The 25942-nt window shown below is 76.8% G+C and carries 12 protein-coding genes and 2 pseudogenes; 9 read left to right on the forward strand and 5 right to left on the reverse strand.

The genetic code is table 11. The features are described from left to right. Positions 1–365: 365 nt before the first annotated feature. The 3 genes from IHE55_RS19700 to IHE55_RS19710 all read right to left on the reverse strand — a co-directional run bounded on the left by IHE55_RS19700 (position 366) and on the right by IHE55_RS19710 (position 1797). On the reverse strand, positions 366–593 hold the full coding sequence (locus IHE55_RS19700; RefSeq protein WP_197990221.1) for a DUF3107 domain-containing protein: 228 nt from the start codon (positions 591–593) through the stop codon (positions 366–368). 211 nt (positions 594–804) lie between these two features. Then, positions 805–1443, reverse strand: coding sequence for a TetR/AcrR family transcriptional regulator (locus IHE55_RS19705; protein ID WP_197990222.1), 639 nt, complete (start codon positions 1441–1443; stop codon positions 805–807). A 135-nt stretch (positions 1444–1578) separates the two neighbouring features. Further along, the gene (locus IHE55_RS19710) at positions 1579–1797 is read right to left on the reverse strand and encodes an Rv3202a family protein (protein ID WP_197990223.1); all 219 of its coding nucleotides are present in this window, start codon (positions 1795–1797) and stop codon (positions 1579–1581) included. Positions 1798–1978: 181 nt separating this feature from the next. Here IHE55_RS19710 and IHE55_RS19715 point away from each other — a divergent pair, with 181 nt between their 5' ends. The 5 genes from IHE55_RS19715 to moeZ all read left to right on the forward strand — a co-directional run bounded on the left by IHE55_RS19715 (position 1979) and on the right by moeZ (position 9482). Further along, positions 1979–2953 carry an alpha/beta fold hydrolase gene (locus tag IHE55_RS19715; protein WP_197990224.1) on the forward strand — a complete coding sequence of 325 codons (975 nt, stop codon included), beginning with the start codon at positions 1979–1981 and terminating at the stop codon, positions 2951–2953. 184 nt (positions 2954–3137) lie between these two features. After that, complete coding sequence (locus IHE55_RS19720) at positions 3138–3596, forward strand: hypothetical protein (protein WP_197990225.1); 459 nt, start codon at positions 3138–3140, stop codon at positions 3594–3596. 693 nt (positions 3597–4289) lie between these two features. After that, complete coding sequence (locus IHE55_RS32725) at positions 4290–4874, forward strand: DUF3152 domain-containing protein (RefSeq protein ID WP_232265632.1); 585 nt, start codon at positions 4290–4292, stop codon at positions 4872–4874. Positions 4875–6934: 2060 nt separating this feature from the next. Then, positions 6935–7924, forward strand: a complete 990-nt coding sequence (locus IHE55_RS19730; RefSeq protein WP_197990227.1) for an SDR family oxidoreductase — start codon at positions 6935–6937, stop codon at positions 7922–7924. A gap of 379 nt (positions 7925–8303) precedes the next feature. Then, entirely contained in the window at positions 8304–9482 is a 1179-nt protein-coding gene (gene moeZ / locus IHE55_RS19735; RefSeq protein WP_197990228.1) for an adenylyltransferase/sulfurtransferase MoeZ, read from the forward strand. 213 nt (positions 9483–9695) lie between these two features. Here the strand turns inward: moeZ and IHE55_RS19740 are convergent, their stop codons facing one another. Both IHE55_RS19740 and IHE55_RS19745 read right to left on the reverse strand, forming a co-directional pair. Further along, positions 9696–11306, reverse strand: coding sequence for an alpha/beta hydrolase (locus IHE55_RS19740; RefSeq protein WP_197990229.1), 1611 nt, complete (start codon positions 11304–11306; stop codon positions 9696–9698). 321 nt (positions 11307–11627) lie between these two features. Continuing rightward, a complete protein-coding gene (locus tag IHE55_RS19745) occupies positions 11628–14372 on the reverse strand; it encodes a lysylphosphatidylglycerol synthase transmembrane domain-containing protein (RefSeq protein ID WP_197992123.1) in 2745 nt (914 codons plus the stop codon). Between the two features lie 995 nt (positions 14373–15367). Between IHE55_RS19745 and IHE55_RS19750 the strand changes: the two genes are divergently transcribed. From IHE55_RS19750 to IHE55_RS33215, 4 genes and pseudogenes are all read left to right on the forward strand, one after another. Then, positions 15368–15742, forward strand: coding sequence for an MGMT family protein (locus IHE55_RS19750; protein ID WP_197990230.1), 375 nt, complete (start codon positions 15368–15370; stop codon positions 15740–15742). Positions 15743–16296: 554 nt separating this feature from the next. After that, positions 16297–20304, forward strand: a complete 4008-nt coding sequence (locus IHE55_RS19755) for an ATP-dependent helicase (protein WP_372442701.1) — start codon at positions 16297–16299, stop codon at positions 20302–20304. Between the two features lie 1246 nt (positions 20305–21550). Further along, positions 21551–24391, forward strand: a pseudogene (locus IHE55_RS33210) (ATP-dependent helicase); the annotation flags it as partial. A gap of 628 nt (positions 24392–25019) precedes the next feature. Continuing rightward, positions 25020–25913: pseudogene (locus tag IHE55_RS33215) on the forward strand (PD-(D/E)XK nuclease family protein); the annotation flags it as partial. Positions 25914–25942: the final 29 nt, after the last annotated feature.

The raw sequence follows: 25942 nt of genomic DNA on the forward strand, positions 1-25942 counted from the left end.
ATCTACTTCGACAGGGGGCAACAGTCATACCGGGCCCGGAGGCCAGCGGCCCTCTTGCAGGACCGCGAAGAAGATAACGGGGGGGGGGAGCCCGCAGACACCAGTGGCGACGGGGGTCAGGACGTACCAGTGGGGTGAGGCCCGGACACCCGGCGGCGGAGGCGCCCGCGGACACCAGCGGCGGCGGGACCAGGACGGACCAGCGGCGACGGGCCCCGGACGGACCAGTGGCGGAAGTGCCCGCACACACCGAACGGCGGCGGGGCCCCGGGATCGCTCCCGGGGCCCCGCCGCCGTCCTTCACACCACCCGCCGGGGGCGCGGCGTGGGCCGTGCCGCCCGGGGCGGGCATGTGGACGCATGTCCTACAGCGTGCTGAAGCCCACCCGGCGGGTGCTCGGCTCGCCGATCTCGACGTACGCCAGCCGGTCCGCCGGGACCAGGACCTTGCGGCCACGGTCGTCCACCAGGCTCAGCAGCTGCGCCTTGCCCGCGAGCGCGTCGGCCACGGCACGCTCCACCTCCTCGGCAGACTGCCCGCTCTCCAAGGTGATCTCCCGGGGCGCGTGCTGCACGCCGATCTTGACCTCCACGGCTATGTCCCTCCGACGGTCAGTTGGGTGCGCGGTCAGCCGCGCCGTACGCAGCACACATTAGCCCGGTGCGGGGGCTCGCCGAGCCGGTGCGGAGCACGCCCGCAGCGAACAGGGGCCGACGGCTCCCGTCCCGCCGCGCACCCGCGCCCCGCCGCCGGCACCGGCCGCGGGGACGGTGGCGGGACGGGGCGCGAGCGGCCGGCGTCGGTCAGTGCGCCTCGGCGCCGTGCAGCGGGAAGCCGGCGATGCCCCGCCAGGCCAGCGAGGTGAGCAGCTGCACCGCGGTGTCCCGGGGTACCGACCGCTCGCTGGAGAGCCAGTAGCGCGCCACGATCTGCGAGACGCCGCCCAGACCCACCGCGAGCAGCATCGACTCGTCCTTGGGCAGGCCGGTGTCCTCGGCGATGACCTCGCTGATCGCCTCCGCGCACTCCATCGAGACCCGGTCCACGCGCTCGCGCACCGCCGGCTCGTTGGTCAGATCGGATTCGAATACCAGTCGGAACGCGCCGCCCTCGTCCTCCACGTAGGCGAAGTACGCCTCCATGGTCGCGGCGACGCGCTGCTTGTTCTCGGTGGTGGACGCCAGCGCGGAACGCACCGCGTGCAGCAGCGCCTCGCAGTGCTGGTCCAGCAGGGCCAGGTACAGCTCCAGCTTCCCGGGGAAGTGCTGGTAGAGCACGGGCTTGCTGACCCCCGCGCGCTCGGCGATGTCGTCCATCGCCGCCGCGTGGTAGCCCTGGGCCACGAAGACCTCCTGGGCGGCCCCCAGGAGTTGATTGCGTCGGGCTCGGCGCGGAAGGCGCGTGCCTCGCGGGCGCACCTCGGTCTGCTCGATGGCTGTCACGCCGCCTCCCATGGATCGTTCCGTGCACGGCATTCACCGCACACGCCATCGTACTTTCGGGTAACAGCGGCGCGTGTGGTCCGTGCGGAGAATTTCATGGATCGGACCCCGCAGGAAGCTCGCAAAAGGTGCAGCTCATCGATAGTCGTCCTCGTTGAGTTCGACCACGCGGGCCTGCTCGGCCCGATCGGCCTCGTTCGCGGAGGCGGGATCGACGTCGATGAGCGGTTCGTCGCGGTTCGGGCTGATGTCGGCCTGCTGCTCCGCGGCGTCCGCCTCCGGGGCCTCCACGCCGATCTCGGTGGTCTCCGCCTCGTCCTCGAAGGTGTCGGGGTCGTGCGGTTCGACTGTCATCTCGCTCCGCCCTTCCGGGGTTCCGGGCTTCCGGGTGTCCAAGGGTATGCACTTCGCTGGGGTACGGGTGCCCCGTTGCGGCCCGGGTGATTCGAGCCTAGGAGAGGGTCTGCGGCGGCGCCATGCAGGCTGTGACGGCGAACACACGGATGCGTGCGTGATCGTCTCGTAACATTGCCGCATGTCTTCGACCGAGTCGCCGGATGCCCATGCCCTTCCGGTGGTGCCGCCCGCACGGTCCGAGCACGTCGGAGCGGGGGAGACGGTCCGTACCGTACGGCTGCCCGGACTCACCCTGGCGGTCCGCGCACGGCGCCCGGCCCGCGAGGGCCTGGTCCCGGCGCTCTACGTCCACGGGCTCGGCGGCTCCTCGCTGAACTGGTCCGCGCTGATGGAGCGGCTCGCCGACCGGGTGGACGGGGAGGCGGTGGACCTGCCCGGCTTCGGCCACTCCCCGCCGCCGGACGACGGCGACTACTCCATCACCGGCCACGCCCGCGCGGTGATCCGCCACCTGGACGCCGCCGGCCGCGGCCCGGTGCACCTGTTCGGCAACTCGATGGGCGGCGCGATCGCCACCCGGGTGGCGGCGGTCCGGCCCGACCTGGTGCGCACCCTCACCCTGGTCTCGCCCGCGCTGCCGGAGCTGCGGCCGCAGCGCACCGCGATCCCCACCGCGCTGCTGGCCCTGCCCGGCGCGGCCCGGCTCTTCGTCCGGATGACCCGGGACTGGACCATCGAGTACCGGACCCGCCAGGTGCTGGCGCTCAACTACGGCGACCCCTCCCGGGTGACCCCGGAGGCGCTCGCGGCGGCCGTCGAGGAGCAGGAGCGGCGCGCGGAGCTGCCCTATTTCTGGGACGCGATGGCCCGGTCGGCGCGCGGCATCGTGGACTCCTACACCCTCGGCGGGCAGCACTCGCTGTGGCGGCAGGCGGAACGGGTGCTGGCGCCGACCCTCCTCGTCTACGGGATGCGCGACCTGCTGGTCTCGCACCGGATGGCGCTGCGGGCCGCCCGGGCGTTCCGGGACTCCCGGCTGCTGACCCTGATGGACGCCGGCCATGTGGCGATGATGGAGTTCCCCGGGACGGTGGCGAGAGCCGTCGGTGAACTCCTCGACGAATACGACGGAAGCGGTGCGGCGCGTGGGTAAGCACAGCGCACGAGGCGGTCGGGAATCCCGCGAGCGGCGGAGGGACGCCGGCCCCCCGGCCGCCCCGGCCGGTGCCGGCGGGCCCGGCGCCGCGGTGCCCGGTACCGCTGCCGGTGCCCCGGTCCCCGGCGCCGCCGCGTCCGGTGCGCCCCGGGCCGCTGTCCCCGGTGGGCCCGGTGCGGCCGTGGGCCCCGGGCCGGCCGTGGTCCGGCCCCGGAGTCCGGAACCCGCGCCCGGCTACCCGGTCCACGACACCGGGCAGCATCCGCTGCCGTACACCACCGGGGAGTTCCGGTTCCCCGCCCCCGACCCGGACACCGGGCAGTTCCCTGCCCTCCACGACACCGGGGAGCTGCGGCTGGGCCCGTACGACGGAGGGTGGGACCCCGATCCGCAGGACACCGGGGAGCACCGGTTCCGGCCCTACGCCGCCCACGACTCCTACGACCCCTACGGCCGGTACGACACCGGCGAGTACCCGGCGGTCCGGGACCCCGGGCCGGCCCCCGCCCCGCCCCCCGGGCCCGCCGTGCCGGGCACCGGCCGCCGGCGGCGCGGCGCCCCGAGCCGGTCCGCGGCGGCCATCCGGAGCAGCGTGAGCCGGGCGGTGGCTGGGGCCCGCTGGGCGGTGCCCCGGGCGTAGCCGCCGACGGACAGCGGGCCGCCGCCGGCGCACCGCGAGCCGCTGCCGGCGCACCGGCGGCGCCCGGCCGGGTCCGGCGGGCTCCGGGCGGCGCGGTCCCCGGCACCGCCCCGTCCCCCGGTGCGGCGCCCTCCGTGCCGCGGCCCCCGGACGCCCGGGCCGGCGGCACCGGATGCGGCCGGGGCGGGCGCGAGGACGGCCGGCCGCCCCGCCGGCGGCCGGCGACGCACCGTACCCGGTCCGCGCCACGAGGACGTCGCGGCGTTCGACGCGCTCGACGCGCGGCTCCGCGGCACGCCCGAGCCCCAGGCGGCGGGGGCGACCGCCGGTGTGCCCGGCGGTGGCCCGGCCGCCCCGGTGAGCACGGCGAGCGAGGGCGTCGCGCCGCCGCCGGCGGCCCGGTCCACCACGCGCTCCGCGGACGGCGGGGGCGGCGGTACCCGGGCCGCGGGTCCCGGCCGGCCCGGGCGCGGGCGGGCGTTCACCGGGGTGGCGGCCGCCGCGGTCACCACCGTGCTCGCGGTGGTGGTCGCCGGCCAGGTCTCCGAAGGGGCCCAGGAGACGCACGCCGGCGCGCAGCCGCAGGGACGTGCCGGCCCGCGACGACTCCGGCGCCTCCCGCGGACAGGGCCGGCCCGCCCCCCGCCCGTACCAGCACGCCCCCCGGCGGCCCCCGCCACGTACGCGGAGAAGATGGCGCGGAAGTACCCGCTCGACCCGCGGCTGGCCGCCGACGGCAGCTTCGCCACCATCCCTGGACGGGACAAGGCGCCCGGCACGGGCCCGGTGACGCGGTACCGGGTGGACGTGGAACGGGGGCTGCCGCTGGACGGCGAGCTGTTCGCCGAGGCGGTGCACAGGACGCTCAACGACGACCGCAGCTGGGGGCACGGCGGCGCCCGCACCTTCGAACGGGTCTCCTCCGGGCGGGCCGACTTCGTGATCACCCTGGCCAGCCCGGCCACCACCGCGAAGTGGTGCGCCAAGTCCGGCCTGGACACCACCGTGGACAACGTCTCCTGCGACTCCGCCTCCACCGAGCGCGTCATGATCAACGCCTACCGCTGGGCGCAGGGCGCCGCCACCTACGGCGACGACAAGCTCCACACCTACCGGCAGATGCTGATCAACCACGAGGTGGGACACCGGCTGGGCCGCAACCACGAGTTCTGTTCCGCGGACGGCGCCCTCGCCCCGGTGATGATGCAGCAGACCAAGTTCCTCACCACGGACGGGGCGACCTGCCGGATCAACGCCTGGCCGTACCCCACGTCCTGACCGGGTGCCGGGACCGCACACCCTGAGCGCCCCTGAGCACCACGTCCTGACCGCCACGTCCTGGCCCGGCGGGCGGGGCACGGTCTGGTGCGGTGGTGTGTGCGGTGCGCCGTAGGCGTTCCCCGTGGGGTGGGGTCGGGGCCGGCGAGCGTGCTGTCCGCCGGGGTCCGGCGCCGGGGGTCCCCGTACTTCCCGTTACTTCCCGCATCCCGCGCTCCCCGTGTCCCGCACGGAAGTCCTCCTCCGGGGGCTTGGGCCGGGCCGACCGGCGTGGCCGGGGCCCTCGGCCGGGGGCGGCGGTCGGTGTCCCGGTGGTCGGTGTCCCGGCGGGCCGGTGCCGGCGGACGCCCCGGGCGGGGTACGGACGCCCGGCCACGGTGCGACGCCGGGCCCACCGTGGCGATGGCATGACCGCCGCGCAACAACGCGGACGAGCGTCGAAGGTTACGGGCTTTCACCCCTTCCGGTGGTGCGACGGACAACCGTCCGTCGCACCACCGCACCCCGCGCATAACGTGCTTCCGCTGCCGGACGGCGGCTGCCGAACAGGAGCGGGGGTGCGCACATGCGGATGGGACTGTTCCCGGAGGGGGGCCTTCCCCTCGCACCCGGGGAGCCCTGGCTCCGGTACGACCGCCGCTCACGGGCCCCGCACCACCCCGCAGGGTCCGGCGTCCGTGCCGGGGTCCGGGGCACCCGTCGGCGCGTCGGCGGGAACGGCACGTCCGACGGGCCGAACGCGGCCGCGGGACGGGGACGTGCGGGCGCGGCGGGCCGGGCGCCGCACCACCGGCTGCCTCCGCCCACCGGCGCGCACGGCGCGCACACCACGCGCGGGTGCCGGGCACGGGTGCCGGGCGCTCGGCGCGGGCACCGGGCGCAGACGCCCTACGCCGGGCGCGGCGGTCGGGCCCTCTCCGGCGGAGGGCTCACCGCCCGCGGGACGGTGCCCGGCACGGTCCCGGGCCCCACGGCGGACCGCCCGCGGCCCGGCTTCCGCCCGGCGGCGGTCGCCCGTCCGACCGCGCCCGGCAGCCCGGCGGGAGCCCGCTGCCGCCGTGGCGCGGCGGGCACCGGCGCCCTGGCGGACCGTTTCACCAGAGGGTGCCGCCGAGGCGCCCGCCGCCCCTCGCGGTCCGCCGGGGCGTCCGTGCCCGTCCGGCCCGGCCGGGGCTTACCGGTCCCGGAGGGTGCCTGTCACGCCCCCGGCACACCCCAGGAGCCGCCTCGGACGGCATCCTCCCGTCCGGCGCCCCCTCCGACTTCACTGAGCCCGTCGTCCCCGGAACACCCGTCGACGCCGGCGCGTCCGTCGGCAGCGGCCCGCCGGTCGCTGCCGGCACCCCCGCCGGTCCCGGCCCGCCGGTCGCCCCCGGTGGCGCCGCCGTCAGCGCCGTCATCGCCGTCCACGGCGGCCCGGACACGGCCGTCCCCTCCCTCGGCCCCCTCGCTGCCGTCGTCCCGTCCTGCCCGGGGCCGCCGGCGCGCCCTGTCCCGCCGTTCGTGCGGCCGGACCCCCTGTTCCCGCCGCCGGCCGGGGTCGGCTGCCGCCCGGCACCGGCCGCTGCCGTGACCGCCGCCCCCGCCCCGACCCGGCCCCCCGGCTCCGGTCCGGCCCGTACGCCACGGCCCGTCCCCATGCGCGGGACGCACTCCGTCCCGGCACGTACGCCAGGAGCCGCCCCGGCGTGCGGTACGCGCCGCGCTCCGGCACGCACCCCGCACCACGCTCCGGCGCGCACGCCGCCGTACGGGCCGGGGTGCCGGGCCGGCGCGCCCGGGGCGCTCCGGCCGTCCCTGCTCCGGAGCCGTCGCCCCACGGTCCCGGGCTGCCCCCGGCGAGGTGCCCGGAACCGGACCGACCCCGCCGGCCCCGGACCCCACCGGCCGGACCCCGCCGGCAACCGGACCCCGTACGGCGTCCGTCCAACCGACCCCGGCCCCCCCGCCCGTCCGGCCCACCGACCGTCTCCACCGCGCATCCCATGAGGAGTCACGAAGATGACCGACCATCCCTCCGGAACGCCCCAGGCGCCCGAACTGCCGCTGGAGGGTGAGTGATGAGGGTCCTGCTGCTCGGTTCCAGCGGATATCTCGGCCGCTACGTCGCCGATCACCTGCTCGCCGACCCGTCGGTCCAGCTCACCGCGCTCGGTCGCGGCGACGACGCCGATGTGCGGTTCGACCTGTCCACCGGCAGCCCCGGCGCGCTCACCCGCTTCCTGGACGCGGTGCACCCCGGCGTGGTGATCAACTGCGCCGGCGCCACCCGGGGCGGGGCCCGCGAACTCCTCCGGCACAACACCGTCGCGGTGGCGACGGTCTGCGAGGCGATGCGCCGCAGCAGCTGCGCGGCCCGGCTGGTCCAGCTCGGCTGCGCCTCCGAGTACGGACCCTCGCAGCACGGTTCGTCCACGGCGGAGGACGCCGTCCCGCGCCCCGGCGGGCCGTACGGGGTGAGCAAACTCGGTGCCACCGAACTCGTCCTCGGCTCGGGGCTGGACGCCATCGTGCTGCGCGTCTTCTCCCCCGTGGGGCCGGGCACCCCCGCCGGTTCGCCGCTGGGCCGGCTCGCCGATGCCATGCGCCGCGCCATGCAGGCCGGGGAGAGTGAACTGCGGCTGAGCGGCCTGGGCGTACAGCGGGACTTCGTGGACGTCCGGGACGTGGCGCGGGCGGTGCACGCCGCCTCGCTGTCGGCCGCCCAGGGGGTGGTCAACATCGGCACCGGCCGGGCCGTCCGGCTGCGGGACGCCGCCGGGGTGCTCGCCCGGGTGGCCGGGTTCGGGGGCGCGCTGCACGAGGTGGACATCCCGGCCGCCCGGCAACCGCTGCTCCAGGCGCCGGGCGCCCCGGCGGGTGGTGGTCCGGGCGGGGGCCAGGACCACCCCGCGGCGGCTCCGGTCACCGTCCACCCCTACCCCGACGGATGCGGTGGCTGGCAGCAGGCCGACGTGCGGACCGCCCGGGACCGGCTGGGCTGGCGCCCCCGGATCGCCCTGGAGGAGTCCCTGGCCGACATCTGGATGGAGGCCGCCTGCCGCATCTGACGGCCGTGGACCGCCCCGGCCGCGCCTCGGCCGGCCCCGCGCACCGGCGCGCGACCCGGCGCACCGGGTGTCCCGCGCTCCGGCGCGCCCGGCGGTCCGGCCGGCCGGTTCCCCGGGGCGCCGCCCGTGAGCGGGATGGCCGGGACCGGATCGCCGGTGGCCGGGGTGGCCGGGCGCCGCTCGTGACCGGGGTGGCCGGGGCACCGCCCGTGGCCGGGGTGACCGGCCGGGTGACGCCGCCCCGTGCCGCCCCGGCGCGGCCGGTGCCCGGCACGTGGGACGGGAACGTCTCGCTGCGCGGACCAGGTGTCTCGGAATGAGACGGGCCGTGGCAGTGTTACGGAAGAACAACCATGCTCCCACCTCTTACGGAGTCCCCGTGTCGCTGCCACCCCTGGTCGAGCCGGCCGCCGAGCTCACCGTCGATGAGGTCCGCAGGTACTCGCGCCATCTGATCATCCCGGATGTCGGGATGGACGGACAGAAGCGTCTGAAGAACGCCAAGGTGCTGTGTGTGGGCGCGGGCGGCCTCGGCTCGCCCGCTCTGATGTACCTCGCCGCCGCCGGCGTCGGCACCCTGGGCATCGTGGAGTTCGACGAGGTGGACGAGTCGAACCTGCAGCGCCAGATCATCCACAGCCAGGCGGACATCGGCCGGTCCAAGGCGGAGTCCGCCCGGGACACGGTCCTGGGCATCAACCCGTACACCAACGTCGTGCTGCACGAGGGGCGCCTCGAAGCGGACAACGTGATGGAGATCTTCTCCCAGTACGACCTGATCGTGGACGGTACGGACAACTTCGCCACCCGCTACCTGGTCAACGACGCCTGCGTGCTGCTCAACAAGCCGTACGTGTGGGGTTCGATCTACCGCTTCGACGGTCAGGCGTCGGTCTTCTGGAGCGAGCACGGGCCGTGCTACCGCTGCCTGTACCCGGAGCCCCCGCCGCCGGGCATGGTGCCCTCCTGCGCCGAGGGCGGCGTGCTCGGCGTGCTCTGCGCGTCCGTCGGTTCCATCCAGGTCACCGAGGCGATCAAGGTGCTCACCGGCACCGGCGAGCCGCTGGTCGGCCGGCTGATGATCTACGACGCCCTGGAGATGACCTACCGCCAGGTCAAGGTGCGCAAGGACCCGAACTGCGCGGTCTGCGGCGAGAACCCCACCGTCACCGAGCTGATCGACTACGAGGCGTTCTGCGGCGTGGTGTCGGAGGAGGCCCAGGAGGCGGCGCTCGGTTCGACGATCACTCCCAAGCAGCTCAAGGAGTGGATCGACGAGGGCGAGAACATCGACATCATCGACGTCCGCGAGCCGAACGAGTACGAGATCGTCTCCATCCCCGGCGCCCGCCTGATCCCCAAGAACGAGTTCCTGATGGGCACCGCGCTCCAGGACCTGCCGCAGGACAAGAAGATCGTCCTGCACTGCAAGACGGGTGTCCGCTCCGCGGAAGTCCTCGCCGTGCTGAAGTCCGCCGGGTTCGCCGACGCGGTCCACGTGGGTGGCGGTGTGATCGGCTGGGTCAACCAGATCGAGCCGGAGAAGCCGGTGTACTGACCGGTTCCCGGACCGACGTACCGACCGGTCCCCGGGGCCGGTGTACTGACCGGTCTCCGCCGGTTCCCTCGGGTGTGGGACGTACGGGAGGGCCGGACCGCCGTCACGGTGGTCCGGCCCTCCCGCCGTGTTCCGGCCCGGGCCGGAACACGGCGCCCGGCGGGGCCGCGTCCGGTCCGGCCGGGGCGTCCCCGCCGGACCGGACGCCACCGCTCAGGAGCAGGTGGTGTTCTGTGCCGGGACCTTGCCGTCCAGCAGATAGGCGTCCACGGCCTTCTTCAGGCAGCTGTTGCCGCTGTTGTACCCGCCGTGGCCCTCGCCCTTGAGGGTCACCATCACGCCCACGTCGTCACCGAGCGCCCGGGCCATCTTCCGCGCCCCTTCGTACGGGGTGGCCGGGTCGCCGGTGTTGCCGATGACCACGATCGGGGCGGCCCCTTCCGCACCGACCTCCGGCCGCTCGGACCGGCCCGCGGCCGGCCAGTCGGTGCAGCCGAGCATGCCCCAGGCCATGAACTCGCCGAAGACCGGCGACGCCTCGCGGAACTCGGGCAACCGGGCCCTGGCCTGCTCGGCCGTGTAACGCTGCTTGTCGTCCACGCAGTTGATGGCCCGGTTCGCCGCGTGCAGGTTGCTGTACCGGCCCGCCGGGTCGCGACCGAGGTAGGAGTCCGCGAGCAGCAGCAGGGTCTCCCCGGAGCCCTGGTTCATCGCCTCGTCCAGGGCGATCGTCAGGTACTCCCAGGTCTCCTGGTCGTACAGCGCCGCGGCGATGCCGGTCACCGCCAGGTCCTGGGTGAGCTTCCGGTCGCCCACCGCCAGCGGCTGCTCGTCGAGCTGCTTCAGCAGCGCGGCGATCTTCCGGCTGCCCTCCGCGCCGCCCTGGCCCGTGGGGCACTCGGAGTCGGCGGCGCAGTCCGCCATGTAGTTGTCCAGCGCCAGCTGGAAGCCCTCGGCCTGCGCGATGGCGCCCTCCACCGGGTCTTCGGTGGGGTCCACCACGGCGTCCAGCACCGAGCGGCCCACCTTCTTCGGGAAGAGGTGGGCGTAGACGCCGCCCAGCTCGGTGCCGTAGGAGATGCCGAAGTAGTGCAGCTTCTCGTCGCCGAGCACCTGGCGCATGAGGTCCATGTCACGTGCCGCGCTGACGGTGTCCACGTACGGCAGCACCGTGCCGGAGTTCTTCCGGCACGCCTCCACGTACGTCTTGTTGGCCGCCCGCACGGCCTCCAGCTCGGCGTCGTCGTCCGGCGAGTTGTCCACCGTGTGGTAGGCGTCCAGGTCCTCGCCGTCAAGGCAGCGCACCCCGGCGCTCTCGCCGACGCCCCGCGGGTCGAAGCTGACCAGGTCGTAGCGGCCGCGCAGGGTGCTGTAGTCCTCCTCGAAGGCGGGCAGGGAGGCGACCCCCGAACCGCCCGGGCCGCCGAAGTTGAACAGCAGCGAACCGATGCGCTTGCCCTTGCCGGTGGACTTCGCCCGGATGAGGGCGAGGTCGATGGTCCCGCCCGTCGGCTCGGCGTAGTTCAGCGGCGCCTTCATCGTGGCGCACTCCCAGCCGTCGCCCGGCGCGCCGCCGAAGGCGCCCTGGGCCGCGGTGGGGGCCCCGCACGCCTCCCAAGCGAGCTTCTGGCCGGTCAGGGAGGCCGGCAGACCGCTCCCGTCCGGCCCCGGGGCGTCGGAGGCCGAGGAGCCGGAGCCCGGGGCGGAGGCGTCCGGGGACTTCCCGTCGCCGCCGTCGCTGCAGGCGCTGAGCCCGCCCAGGGCCATCACCAGCACCGCCGCGACCAGGGTCCTGGCCCGCTTGGTTCGTATGGAACGTGACATGGCCGTTGATCCTAATCGCGGGGTACGACGGCGGCCCGCTCCGCCCCGCGCCCCGGCCGGCCGGAGCGGGCGCCCCGGGCCCGTACGCCCGCGCCGCCGGCAGCGCGGAGCCGGCCGTTCCGTACCCCCGCGGCCGCCGGCCCGCCCGGCCCGTACCCGTACCCGCGCGGCCCCCGTACCCGTACCCGCGCGGCCCCTGGGTCCGTACCCCCGCGGCTCACGGGCCCGTACCGCCGTGACTCACCGGGGCCGTACGGCCGCGGCTTCCCGGAGCCGCGCCGGCCGTCCCGCCCGTACCGTGGCGGCGGCACGGCGGGACGCTCAGAGCGCCTCCCTGCGGGTGAGGTGGGTGAAGGAGAGCCAGCCGGGCAGCACCGGCAGCCAGAACGTCATCAGCCGGAACAGGAACACCGCCGGCGTGGCGATCTCGTACGGCAGGCCCGCGAAGGTCAGACCGGTGATCAGCGCGGCCTCTACGGCGCCCACACCGCCCGGGGTCGGCGCCGCCGAACCGAGCGCGTTGCCGGCCAGGAAGACCACCGCGATGCTCGCGTAGCTCAGCTCGCCGCCGAACGCCCGGATCGAGGCGTCCAGGCACATCACGAACGCCGCGGTCAGCAGCAGCATGCCGCCGATGCCCGCCACCAGCTTCTGCGGCCGCTGGAGCACGTCCAGCATGCGCGGCACGACCCCCGCGAACAGCGAGCGCAGCCGGGTGGAGACGAACTTCCGCAGCGCCGGGATCGCCGCCACCACCAGCGCCAGCACCGCGGCCGTCAGCAGCCCGGCGATCACGGTGCGGGACGGCGAGACCGACGGGGTGCGCTCGGTCCCGGTGATGTAGCCGAAGGTCAGCAGCAGGACGATGTGGCTGGCCAGCCCGAACAGCTGGGAGGCGCCGACACTCGCCACCGCGAGCCCCGGCCGTACCCCCGCCCGCTGCAGGAAGCGGGTGTTGAGCGCCACCCCGCCGATCGCCGCGGGCGCCACCAGCTTGGCGAACGAGGCGGCCACCTGGGCCAGCACGGTCCGCCCGAACGGCACCTTCTCCGGGACGAAGCCCAGCAGGCTGATCGCCGCGGCCACGTAGGTCAGCCCGGAGAACAGCAGCGCCACGACCACCCACACGTAGTTGGCGTCGCCGATCACCGTGCCCAGCCGGATGTGGGTGAACTGGGAGAGCAGGAAGTACGCCGCGAACGCGCCGGCGCAGAAGCTGACCAGCGTGCGCGGCTTGATGCGCTCCAGCCGCACCGGCTCTATCGGCGCCTGCGGACGCATCAGCAGCACCTGCTGACGGATCTGGGAGAGCAGGTCCTCCTCGCGCGCCCCCTCCAGCGCCTCGTCGATCGCCCGCTTCTCGGCCTGCTTCTCCGCCTTCTCCGCCTGCTTCTCGGCCTTGAGCGCCTTGCGTTCGCTGAGCTGCTGCCGCTCGGCGGGGCCCGCGCCCTCCGCGACCAGGGCGGCGGCGCGCCGGGCCTCCTCGGCCGCCTCCTTGGCCTCCTTGCGCGCCCGGGACGCCTCCAGCACCGCCTCCCGCTGCCGCTCGGCCCGCTCCCGGGCGAGCTGGCGCAGGGTCGCGCGGGTGCCCCGGTGGAGCGCCAGCGGCTGGAGCAGCGGCAGGCTGTCGGCGACCGCGTCCGGGCCGAGCTCCCGCACCGCCGCGGCCACCGACCGCTCGGCGCCGACCCGCAGAGCCAGGGTGGTCAGCAGCTGTGCGATGTCCATCCGCAGCACCAGGTCCCCGGCGGCGATCTCCCCGCCGCGCAGTTCGGTGAGGACCACCTCCCCGGCCGGGTCCACCAGCAGCGCGTCCCCGTCCAGTCCGCGGTGCGCGATGCGCCGCGACTGGAGCGCCCGCACCTGCCGCCAGGCCCCGGTGAGCACCTCGTCGGTGATCGCCTCGTCGGGCAGGGCGTTCAGCGTGCGGCCCCCGGTGTGCTCGTACACCAGCATCACCGCGTCCGGACCCAGCTCCGAGGTGGCGATCAGCTTGGGCGCGTTCGCCCCCGCCGCGATGGCCGCGTACGCCAGCAGCGCCTCCTGCTCCAGCGCCTGGCGCAGCGACTGCAGGCTGCGCGGCCGGGTGATGCTGCGCAGCGCCAGCCGCTGCCAGGCGCGGTAGAAGAAGCCCTGGGCCTGCTGTTCCCGGTCCACCACGGTGACGTCCAGCGGCGGGCCGTCCTCCAGGGTGACCAGGTAGCGGCGCCCCCGGTCGGACGGGGTGCCCCGGACCGCCCCGCCGCCCACCGCGGTGCTCCCGGTCCGCCGCTGTGCGGGACGCTCCGCGGCGGCCTGCTCGGCGGCCTCCCCGGGCCGTTCCCCGACGGCCGGGCCGGGGCCGGAGCCGACCGCGCCGGCGTCCTCGAAGCGCAGCGCGGTCACCGGCTTGAAGCCCACCCGGCGCAGTCCGGCCAGCAGGTGCTGCCCGGTGGCGCGGACGTTGGGCGAGCCGACCGCGTAGAGGGTGCCGTAGGCGACCGTCCAGCCGATCAGCACGGTGATGATGATGGCGAACGGGGTGGTGTAGCCGCCGACCAGCACCGCGAAGGCGTCCAGCAGCAGCACGCACCACATGGCCACCCGCCAGCGCGGGCGGCGGGCCATGCCGACCGCGGTCATGTAGGCGATCACCGGGGCGAGGTAGCCGTGCACCGGGTCGCTGAAGGTGCCGCCCGGGGACTGCTGGGTGAGCGCCTCCCGGATCGACTCCGGGGCGCCGCGGGCCACCCACAGGTCGGTGGTGAGTGACACCCCGTGCGCGAGCACGGCGGCGAGCACCCCGTCCGCGATCCGCAGCCCGTCGCGTTTGACCAGCCGTTCGATGGCGAACGCCACCGGGAGGATCAGCACCGCGACGCTCGCGGTCAGCCCGGTGATGTCGATGAGCAGCGCGGGCGCCTCCTCGGTGCCCTCGCCGATGTCCTGTTCCAGGCCCGCCGTGGTGCCGTGCGCGAACGCCGAGATGGCGAGCACGGTGGCGATGCCCAGGATGCCCAGCAGCAGCCGCAGCAGGTCCGAGGGGCGGTGGACGCGGGCCGGCAGCAGCGGCTCGTCCCCCGACACCCGGCCGGTCCGCAGCTGGGGATCGGCGCAATCGGGAGCGGGGCCGAGCGGTGCCCGGTGGGACGGGTGCGGTTCCGGCGCGTCGTCCGGCGCCGGCTGGTGTGTGTCCGGGATGTCGGCGACCTCTTCCGGAGTACTGGCGTCCGGCGCCGCCGGACCCGCGGCGGTCTCGCCGCCCCTGCCGTTGCCGGGGCGGCCGGCCCGGGGCCGGCTGTCGGGGGATCCGCTGTCGTGGGACCCGTTGTCGGGGGACCGGCTGTCGGGGGACCGGCTCGTGCCGGGTCCGTCGTGCGCGGGGCGGGCGGCGTCGGGCCCGTCGTGCGCGGGCCGGTCGTCGTCGGGTCCGTGCTGCGCGGGCCGGCCGGCGTGGCGCCCGGCCTCGTGGGGCCGGCGGGCGTCGCGGTGCCCCGTGCCGTCCTCGGGGCCGTTGCCGGTGGTGCCGTCGCAGCCGCCGGTGCCGTTGCCGTCACCGGTGCGGGCGACGCCGGAGGCGGCCGTCGGGGCCGCGGACCCCTTCGGCGCCGGCGACCCGGCCGGAGCGGTGGAGCCGGCGGGCGGGGCGGGCGCGGCCGGTGCGGCGGGCACGTCCGGCGCGGGCGCGGAACCGGTGGGATCAGGGGCGTACGGGCGGTGCGGCTCGTCCTGTTGATCCGTATTGCGCGTGGTATGCGATGCACCGGAGCGCGGCAGCGCGCAGGGGGCGCGGGCCTCGTCCGGAGGCTGCGCACCCTGTTGCTCGGCCGTCTCTTCTTGATCTCGTATCACCAGTCACCGCCCGGAAGATGGTGGCATGGCCGGACTGAGGATGAGGGCATCAGGGTGTATTTCGGGGGCGTGAAGTTCGGATCGTACGGGCTGCGCCCGCCCGGCGCGCGCGCCGTTACCACACCGGTGCGGCGCGCATTCCGGCGGGGGCGCGGTCCCGGCAGGTCCCGGGGCGCCTCCGCCGGCCGGCGCCCCCGCCGCGGCCCCGGCGGCCGCCGGGGTGCGGCAGTATGGGCCGGATGAGTCCGCAGAGCCAGGAGCCCGGGGCCGCCGCGGAGCTGCCCGCATTCGCGGAGCGGGTGCTGGAGGTCGCCGAACTGATCCCACCCGGCCGGGTGATGACCTACGGCGATGTCGCCGAATGGCTGGGTGAGGGCGGCCCCCGCCAGGTCGGCAGGGTGATGGCGCTGTACGGCGGGGCCGTCCCCTGGTGGCGCGTGGTCCGCGCGGACGGCGTACTGCTGCCCGGGCACGAGCAGCGGGCCCTCGCCCACTACCGGGCCGAGGGCACCCCGCTGCGGGAGGCGGCGCGGTCCGCGGAGGGCCACCTGCCGCGCATCCGGATGGCCGCGGCCCGCTGGGACGGAGACATCTCTCACACCTGACACCTTCCCCCGTCCCCCAAGACCTTGCCGTCGCCGTGCCGCCCGTCCGCCGTGGGGCGCGACGGTGGGCCCGGCGGCCGTACCCGTCCGGGAGGGGCCGACCCCGTACGGGGCGCCCCGGAGCGCCCGTCGGGGGCGCCCGGACGCCCGGCCCCGGGGCACCGGGCGCGGCGGAACGCCGCCGTACCGCGGGCGGGACCGGGCACCGGGCGGCGGACCGACGGAATCCGGCCCCGGCGGGCGGCCGCACCCCGGGGGCCGCTGCGCCGGGCACCGCGGCGACTGGCGTAGCGTCTGGGGAGCCCCCCGTTCCCGCGCCGCGCACCGCACCGTCCGGGACGGACCGGGCGCCGCGGCGCACGCCGCGACGGCCGGCCTCACCGGCCGGCCACCGCTCGGCGCACCCGCCCGCACGACGACCAGCACACCCACCAGGACCGGCGACGCACGTGAGCTCCTCCTCCTCGTCCCCCACCCGGCCGCGGCAGACGCGGCCGGGGCCACCTCCCGGGCCGCCGGGCCCGGGAGGGCCGTCCGCGGGCCCGTACCGGCTGGTGCGCACCCGTCCGGGGCCGGTGACGCCCCCTGTGCTGGACGCCTCCCAGCGTGCTGTGGTTGAGCACCGGGAGGGACCGCTGCTGGTGCTCGCCGGCCCCGGGACCGGGAAGACCACCACGCTGGTGGAGGCCGTGGCGGCCCGGCTGCGGCGCGGTGCCGATCCCGAGCGGCTGCTGGTGCTCACCTTCAGCCGCAAGGCGGCGGTGGAGCTGCGCGACCGGATGGCGGCCCGGCTGGGCGGGGCCCGTGTGCCGTGGGCCACCACCTTCCACTCGTACTGCTACGCGCTGGTCCGGGCCCACCAGGACGCCGACCTCTTCGCCGACCCGATCCGGCTGCTCTCCGGCCCCGAGCAGGACGTGGTGGTCCGGGAGCTGCTCGCCGGGCAGGCCGGGCTGGCCCGCGAGGGGCGGGCGCGGGTCCGCTGGCCGGACGAGCTCCGCGCCTGCCTGACCACCCGCGGCTTCGCCGACGAGGTGCGCGCCGTGCTCGCCCGCAGCCGCGAACTGGGCCTGGGCCCGGACGCGCTCGGCGCCTTCGCGGCCCGGACCGGACGGCCCGACTGGGGCGCGGCGGCCGCGTTCCTGGCGGAGTACCTCGACGTGCTCGACGCCCAGGGCGTCCTGGACTACGCCGAGCTGGTGCACCGCGCCGTGCTGCTCGCCGAGCGGCCCGGCATCGCCGCCGGCCTGGCCGGGCGGTACGACGCGGTCTTCGTGGACGAGTACCAGGACACCGATGTGGCCCAGGTGCGGCTGCTGCGCGCCCTGGCCGGGAACCGGACGGACCGGGTGCCCGGGCCGCGCCCCGCCGGTGCGGAGGCCGGGGCGCCGTCCGCGGCGTCGCCGGGCTCCCAGGCCCCGGCCCCGGTCACGGCACCGGCGGCGGCCCCGGGGCCGACCGGTCCGGCGAGCGGCCGCCTCGCGGACCCGGCGGCCGGTCCGGCGGCGGACGCGGCGGTGGGCCCGGTGGCCGGTCCGGCGGCGGACCGGTGGCGGGCGGGCCGGACCCTCATCGCCTTCGGCGACCCGGACCAGTCGATCTACGCCTTCCGCGGCGCCGACGTCAACGGCATCCTCGACTTCCCGCACGCCTTCCCGCGCGCCGACGGCACCCCCGCCCGGGTGCTGGTGCTGGGCACCTGCCGCCGTTCCGGGGCCGCCCTGCTCGCGGCGACCCGGCTGATCACCGGGCGGATGCCGCTGACCCGGCTGCCGTCCGCCGCCGTCCGCGCCCACCGAGAACTGACCGCCGAGCGCCCCGGCGGCCGGGTGGAGGTCTACACCTACCCGACCGCCGGCGCGGAGCTGGACAACATCGCCGACATCCTCCGCCGGGCCCATCTGGAGGACGGTGTGCCCTGGCGCGACATGGGGGTGCTGGTACGGGCCGGCGGCCGGTCGCTCCCCGGCGTGCGCCGGGCGCTCACCGCCGCCGGAGTGCCGGTCGAGGTGGACGGCGACGACATCCCGCTCCGCCACGAGCCGGCCGTCGCCCCGCTGCTCACCGCGCTCCGGGTGGCCGCGACGGCGGCCCTGTGGCCGACGGACCAGGGGGACCCGAGCGATCCGGGGCATCCGGGTGGCCCGGACCGGGGTGCCGCCACCGGCCCGGCGGCCCCGGCCGGGGGCGTCCCCGGCGACCCCTACGGCCGCCCCGGCCCTGACCCCGACCCTGGCGCCGACCCTGGTTCCGCCCCTGACCCCGATGCCGGTGCCGACCCTGATGCCGGTCCTAACCCGGACGCCGGCCGTAACCCGGATGCCGGCCGTAACCCGGATGCCGGCCTTGACCGTGGTGCCGGCGCCGACCCTGATGCCGGTCCGGCTCCCGGCCGTGGTTCCGCGGCCCTGCCCGCACCCGGTCCCGTGTCCGCGCCTGCTCACGGCCGCACGTACGGCACGGGCGGTACAGACGGTACAGACGGTACGGAGGAGACGTACGGCACGCCTGTCACGGGCGGGACCGCCGAGGCCGGCGGGGCCGACGGCACGGGTGGGACCGACGAGGCCCTAGGCACGGGTGGGACCGACGGGGTCCACGGCACGGGCGGCACGGGCGGGGCCGCCGGGCAGCCGGCCACCGCGTCCGGTGCCATGGCCCGGGTGCTGGACCCGGAGACCGCGATCACCCTGCTCAGCTCACCGCTCGGCGGCATGGACGCCGCCGACCTGCGGCGGCTGGGCCGCGCCCTGCGGGAGGAGGAGCGCGCCGCCGGCCGGGCGGTGCCGCGCCCGTCCGACGTACTGCTCGCCGAGGCGCTCGCCGAACCGGAGCGCCTGGTGGTCCACGACCCGCCGGCCGGACCGGCGGGCGGAACCCTCGGCGGGGCGCGTGGTGCGCTGCGCCTGGGCCGGCTGCTGCGTGCCGCCCGCGATCTGCTCGCCGCGGGCGGCACCGCCGAAGAGGCGCTGTGGGAGCTGTGGAACGGCACCGGCTGGCCGCAGCGGCTGGAGCGGGCCGCGCGGCGCGGCGGCGCGGCCGGCCGGAACGCCGACCGGGACCTGGACGCGGTGTGCGCGCTGTTCGAGACCGCCGCCCGCGCCGAGCAGCGCACCGGCGGCCGGGGTGCGCTGAACTTCCTCGACGAACTGGACGCCCAGGACATCGCCGCCGACACCCTCACCCGCCGCGCGGTGCGACCGGACGCGGTCCGGCTGATGACCGCGCACCGCTCCAAGGGCCTGGAGTGGCGGCTGGTGGTCGTCGCCGGCGTCCAGGAGGGGCTCTGGCCCGACCTGCGGCGCCGCGGATCGCTGCTGGAGGCGGACCGCATCGGCCGGGACGGGCTGGCCGAGCCGCTCCCCCCGGGCGCGCTGCTCGCCGAGGAGCGACGGCTGTTCTACGTGGCGGCCACCCGCGCCCGGGAGCGGCTGGTGGTCACCGCGGTCAAGGCGCCGGCCGACGACGGCGACCAGCCCTCCCGGTTCCTGACCGAACTGGGCGTGACCCCGGTGGACGTCACGCACCGCCCGCGCCGCCCGCTGTCGGTGGCGGCGCTCGTCGCCGAACTGCGCGCCACCACGGTGGACCCGCAGGCGTCCCCGGCGCTGCGGGACGCCGCGGCCCGGCGGCTCGCCCGGCTCGCGGCGCTCCGCGATGACGACGGCCAGCCGCTGGTGCCGGCGGCCCATCCGCACCGCTGGTGGGGCCTGGCCGAACCCACCCGCAGCCAGGTGCCGCTGCGCGACCGCGACCGGCCGGTGCCGCTCTCCGGCAGCGCGCTCGACCAGCTGGTGAACACCTGCTCCCTCCAGTGGTTCCTGGGACGGGAGGTGAAGGCGGACGACCCGCCCGGCGCCGCCCAGGGGTTCGGCAACGTGGTCCACGTGCTCGCCGACGAGGTGGCCTCCGGACGCACCCCCGCGGACCTGGCGGTCCTCATGGAGCGGCTGGACTCGGTCTGGGACGCGCTCACCTTCGACGCGCCCTGGAAGTCCCGGCAGGAGAAGGAGAACGCCCGGGCGGCTCTGGAGCGCTTCGTCCGCTGGCACGTCATGGAACGCGGCGGGCGCACCCCGGTGGCCACCGAGCACGGCTTCGACCTCACCCTGGAGGCGGGCGGCTACGCGGTACGCATCCGGGGCAGCATGGACCGGGTCGAGACCGATCCGGCCGGACGCGCCTACGTGGTGGACTTCAAGACCGGCAAGCAGTCCGTCACCCGGGACGCCGTCGCCCGCCACCCGCAGCTCGCGGTGTACCAGCTCGCGGTGCGTGAGGGCGCGGTGGACGAGCTGTTCGGCGGCGTCCGGCCGGAACCCGGGGGAGCGGAGCTGGTCCAGCTGCGGCAGGGCGCCGCGAAGAAGGACGGCGGGGACACGCTGCCCAAGGTGCAGACCCAGGCGCCCGCCGACGCGGACGGCGTCGGCGACCTGCTGGCCGAGGCCGCCGCCCGGGTCCTCGACGAACGGTTCGCGCCACGCGCCGGCGACCACTGCGGTCGCTGTGCCTTCCGGTCCTCCTGCAGCGCCCGCCCGGAGGGCCGCCACGTCGTGGAGTGATGTGTGGGGGAGGCCGGCGCGGTGGCCCCGACCGACCGACCGGCCGGAGCGCGGTGCCGGGCACCGCGTCGTCCCCGGGCTTCTCGTGCCCCTGCCACGTCGTTTCCGGCCCTGCGGCCAGGGCGCGCGCACGGTGCGGCGGCGCAGGGGTGGTGTGGAGGCGGTGTGTGGCCCATGGCCCGTGGGCGGGGTCAGCGCGTGACGGCGGGCGGGGAACGGAGAGCGGGGAGGGGCGCGGAGTGGGGTGCGGTCGCAAGGGTGCGTCGTACGTTCCGGCACCGCCCGCGCCGTGCCCGCCCGGCCCGACAGCGATCCTCGGCCACGGCGCACCCAGGATCCCCTCAAAGCCCGCTGGGCGTGGGGCCGGCGCATCCCCGCGCCCCCACGGCGCCGCTGCCCCGGGTCCCCCCCCAGCGCCTGCTGGGCCTGGGGCCCCGGAGCCTTCCCGGCCTACGGCGCACCTTCCGGAGCCCGCCGCGCCGCGCCCCCGAGGTATTCGTCCCGCGCCCCCGAGCTGCTTTCCGCGCCCCCGAGGTATTCGTCCCGCGCCCCCGAGCTGCTTTCCGCGCCCCCCGAGGTATTCGTCCCGCGCCCCCGAGCTGCGTCCCGCGCCCCTGAGGCCCCTGCGGTTCACGCCCCTGAGACCCGCGGCCCACGCCCCCCGCGTCCGCCGGCCACGCCGCCGAGCCCGCCGCCCGGACTGTCGAACCACTCCTCCGTGCTGTCGAGCCCGCCGCCCGGTTCCCCGAGCCCGCCGCCCACGCCCCGATCCCATCCGCCACGCCACGCCACGAGCCGGCCGTCCGCCCCCGTCCAGCCCGTCCGTCCCCCCGTCCCCCGTCCGCCGTCCGGGCCGTCGACCGGCTGTTCCGCGCCCCGGGACCGCATCCCGTATGGGCGCGGGAGAGCGGCCCGCGCCCCCGGGACGGCCGGGCACCCCCTGGCCGCATCGTGCCCGGGACGGCCGGGCACCCCCGTAACCGCAACGCCCCCGGGACGGCACCGGGCCGCCCCGCGACCGCCGCGCCCGGGCCCGACGCCGTGCCCCGCAGCCGCGCCGTGCGCCCCGGGAGCGCCGTCCACGCCCCCGGAGACCGCGCCCCGCGCGTACCTCCGCGCGCACCTCCGCGCGTGTGCCGCCACGCTCCCGGCAGGGGTACGCCCGGGGCCTTCGGCACCGGACCGGACGCGGTTGTCGGCACCGGGCCGGACGGGGTTGTCGGCGGTCCGGGTTAGCCTCGTGCGAGTGGCACCGCGTATCACCGACCCCGAGCAGCTCAAGGAGCTGCTGCGCATCCCCTTCACCCCGGAGCAGCTGGCCTGTATCACCGCGCCGCTCGCCCCGCAGGTGATCGTGGCCGGCGCCGGCTCGGGGAAGACCACGGTGATGGCCGCCCGGGTGGTGTGGCTGGTCGGCACCGGTCAGGTCGCCCCCGAGCAGGTCCTCGGCCTGACGTTCACCAACAAGGCCGCCGGCGAGCTGGCCGAGCGGGTGCGCAGGGCCCTGGTGGAGGCCGGGGTCACCGACCCCGATCCCGATCCGGCCGACCCGGACCAGGCCCCGGGCGAGCCGCGGATCTCCACCTACCACGCGTTCGCCGGGCAGCTGCTGAAGGACCACGGCCTGCGGGTCGGGCTGGAGCCGTCCGCCCGGCTGCTCGCCGACGCCACCCGCTACCAGCTGGCGGCGCGGGTGCTGCGCACCGCCCCCGGCCCGTACCCGGCGCTCACCCGCCCCTTCGCCGACCTGGTCACCGATCTGCTCGCGCTCGACGGCGAGCTGTCCGAGCACCTGGTGCCGGTGGAACGGCTGCGGGCGTACGACACCGAGCTGCTGCGCACGCTGGAGGGCGTCAAGCTCAGCAACGAGGCGCTGCGCAAGGTGCCGGAGACCGCCCGCGCCCGGCTGGAGCTGCTCGGCCTGGTCGAGGCGTACCGGGCCGAGAAGCGCGCCCGCGACCTGCTGGACTTCGGTGACCAGATCGCGCTCTCCGCCACCCTGGCGTGCACCCGCCCGGAGGTCGGCCGGATGCTGCGCGAGGAGTTCGCGGTGGTGCTGCTCGACGAGTACCAGGACACCTCGGTGGCCCAGCGGCTGCTGCTGTCCGGCCTCTTCGGCAACGCCGCGCCGCTGGACGGGGACCCGGGCCGCGACACCGGCGCACCCCCCGGCCGGAACCCCGCCGCACACTCCGGTGACGGCCCCGGTCACGACCCCGGCGCGGGCCCCGATCACACCCCCGAGGACGGCCACGGGCGCGCCGGTGCACGCGCCGGCGCGGGACCCGGCGGCGCGGAGGACTCCGCCTCCGCCGGACCCGGGGCGTCCGCCGGAGCCGGGGCGTCCGCACGACCCGGCGCCGGCGCCGGCCACCCCGTGACCGCCGTCGGCGACCCCTGCCAGGCGATCTACGGCTGGCGCGGCGCCTCGGTGGCCAACCTGGACGACTTCCCCGAGCACTTCCCGCAGTTCGGGGGCCCGGCCGGCGACCGCGCCGAGGAGGGGGCGCCCGGCGCACGGGCGCTCCGCCCGGCGCGGCGCTTCGCGCTCAGCGAGAACCGGCGCAGCGGCGGCCGGCTGCTCACCCTCGCCAACACCCTCGCCGCGCCGCTGCGCGCCCGCCACGAGGGTGTCGAGGCACTGCGCCCGGCCCCCGGTGCCGAGCACGACGGCCGGGTGCGCTGCGCGCTGCTGCGCACCCACGCGGAGGAGCTGGCCTGGATCGCCGACTCCATCGCCCACCTGGTGCGCACCGGCACCCCGCCCGGTCAGATCGCGGTCCTGTGCCGTACCGCCACGGACTTCGCCCGGATCCAGGGCGCCCTGGTCGAGCGCGAGGTGCCGGTGGAGGTGGTCGGCCTCTCCGGGCTGCTCCACCTGCCGGAGGTCGCCGACCTGGTGGCCGTCTGCGAGGTGCTCCAGGACCCGACCGCCAACGCCGCGCTGGTCCGGCTGCTGACCGGCCCGCGCTGGCGCATCGGCCCCCGCGACCTGGCACTGCTGGGCCGCCGGGCCCGGCTGCTGGTGGGCCACGGCGACCGGGCCGGCACCGACCCGGACCGCCGGCTCGCCGAGGCCGTCGAGGGGGTGGACCCGGCCGAGGCGATCTCGCTCGCCGACGCCCTCGACACCTTCCTCGGGGTCCCGGACGCCGGGACGGGCGCCACCGGCACCACGGGCGGCGGGCCCGGGCAGTACGGGGCAGTGGCCGACGACGGCCTGCCGTTCTCCCCCGAGGCACGGGTGCGCTTCGCCCGGCTCGCCGCCGAGTTGCGGGACCTGCGGCGCGGGCTGGCCGACCCGCTGATGGACGTACTGCACCGGGTGCTCGCCGTCACCGGTCTGGAGGTCGAGCTGTCCGCCTCGCCGCAGGCGCTCGCCGCCCGCCGCCGGGAGACCCTGCAGAACTTCCTCGACGTCGCGGCGCGCTTCGCCTCGCTGGACGGCGAGGCCACCCTCCTCGCCTTCCTCGGTTTCCTGCGCACCGCCGCCCAGTACGAGAAGGGCCTGGACAACGCACTCCCCGGCGGCGAGAACACGGTGAAGGTGCTCACCGCCCACAAGTCCAAGGGCCTGGAGTGGGACGTGGTGGCGGTGCCCGGCCTGGTCGCCAAGCAGTTCCCCAGCGAGCAGGCCCGCGAGTCGTGGACGTCGAACGCGAAGGTCCTGCCGCACGCGCTGCGCGGTGACGCCGCCACCCTGCCGGACGTGTCCGCCTGGGACAGCAAGGGCATGAGCGCGTTCCAGCAGGCCATGAAGGAGCACCAGCACACCGAGGAACTGCGGCTGGGCTACGTGACCTTCACCCGGCCCCGCTCGCTGCTGCTCGCCTCCGGCCACTGGTGGGGGCCGACCCAGAAGAAGCCGCGCGGCCCGTCGCAGTTCCTGGAGGAACTGCGTGACCACTGCGCCCTCGGTGAGGGCCACGGCGAGGTCGAGGTGTGGGCCGACCCGCCGGCCGAGGGCGAGGAGAACCCCGCCCTGGACCCCGCGGAGGCCGACCGGGCGTGGCCGCTGCCGCTGGACCCGGACGCCCTGGCCCGCCGCCGCCGCGCCGCCGACCTGGTCCTGGCCCACCTCGCCGCACCGGACCCCGCCGCCCCGGCCGCCGCAGCGCCGGCCCCCCGGCCGTGCCCCCACCGGCCCGGAACCCGACCCCGCAGCCGGCCCGGGACCGGACCCTGCCGCCGCCGGCCGCCCGCACGGGCGTCCGCCACAACAGGGCGCGCGGGAGTGGCCGGAGTCCCACGACCACCGGGACGGTGCCGGCCGCCCGGACGACCCGGCGTACGCCCCCGAGGACCCCGCGTACGACCTGCCGGACGGCGCGTACGACCCGGAGGACGCCGCGTACGCCCCGGGGGACGGCGGGACGGACCCGGAATACGCCCCGGAAGACCCCGGATACGCCCCGGTGGATCCCGGACACGGCCTGCCGGACGACGGGTACAGCCCCGACATCGACGCGTCCGGGCCGCCGGACGAAGAGGACGGGGACCTGGCGGACTGGGAGGCATGGTCCCCGGTACGTCCCGGCGCCGCACCCGGCGGTTCCACGCCGGCCGGACCCGTGACCCCCGGCCGAGCCACCGGGGAACACCCGGCCGGGGAGCCGGAGACGGGAGGACCGGACTCCGCGACCCCCGCACACGCCGGCACGGCACCCACCGGGCGCCTCACGGCGGCCGGGGGCGCCGGGCGCGCCGAGTCCGTCGGGCATCCGGTCTCGGACGAGCGCCCGGTGACCGCCGGGCCCACGGCACCCCACGGGGTGGCCGGGGCCGCCGACGGCTCGGGGGCCGCGTCGCCCGGCGAGGACGGGGCCGCACCCGGGCCCGACGTCCCGGGCCCGCGGCACCCGGGCGACGGCCCGCCGGCGGACGGCGTGGCGGAGACCGGACTCACCCCCGAGGAGGCCCGGCTGGCCGCTTCCTGGGACCGCGACCTCGACGCGCTCGCCGGGGAGTTGCGGCGTGCCCGGGCGAGCGTCCGGGAGGTGCCGCTGCCCGCGGTGCTCAGCGCGTCCCAGCTGCTGCGGCTGGCCGAGGACCCCGACGGCTTCGCGCGGGAACTGGCCCGCCCGATGCCTCGCCCGCCACGGCCCGCCGCACGGCGCGGCACCCGCTTCCACGCCTGGGTCGAGTCGCGGTTCGAGGCCCTGCCGCTGCCCATGCTCGGCCCGGACGAGCTGCCCGGGCACGCCGACGACCTGGAGATCGCGGACGAACGGGAGCTGGACGAACTCAAGGAGGCGTTCTCCCGCACCGAGTACGCCCGGCGCACGCCGTACCGGGTCGAGGCGCCGGTGCAGGTCGTCCTGGCCGGACGCACGGTCCGGGGGCGGATCGACGCGGTGTACTGGGAGACCGGGCCGGACGGCGACCGCTACGAGATCATCGACTGGAAGACCGGCCGGACCCAGGACGCCGACCCGCTGCAGCTGGCGATCTACCGCGTGGCCTGGGCCGAGCAGTACCGGGTGCCGCTGTCCGCGGTGACCGCTGCCTTCCTCTACGTGCGCGACGGCGAGGTGGTCCGACCGCCCGACCTGCCCGGCCGTGCCGAGCTGGAACGCCTCCTCGCCGGCGAGGAGGGCCCGGCCCTCTGACCCGCACCGGTGCGGCCGTCGGCCCTCCG

It is taken from the genome of Streptomyces pactum, assembly GCF_016031615.1.
Taxonomy (GTDB): Bacteria; Actinomycetota; Actinomycetes; order Streptomycetales; family Streptomycetaceae; genus Streptomyces; species Streptomyces pactus.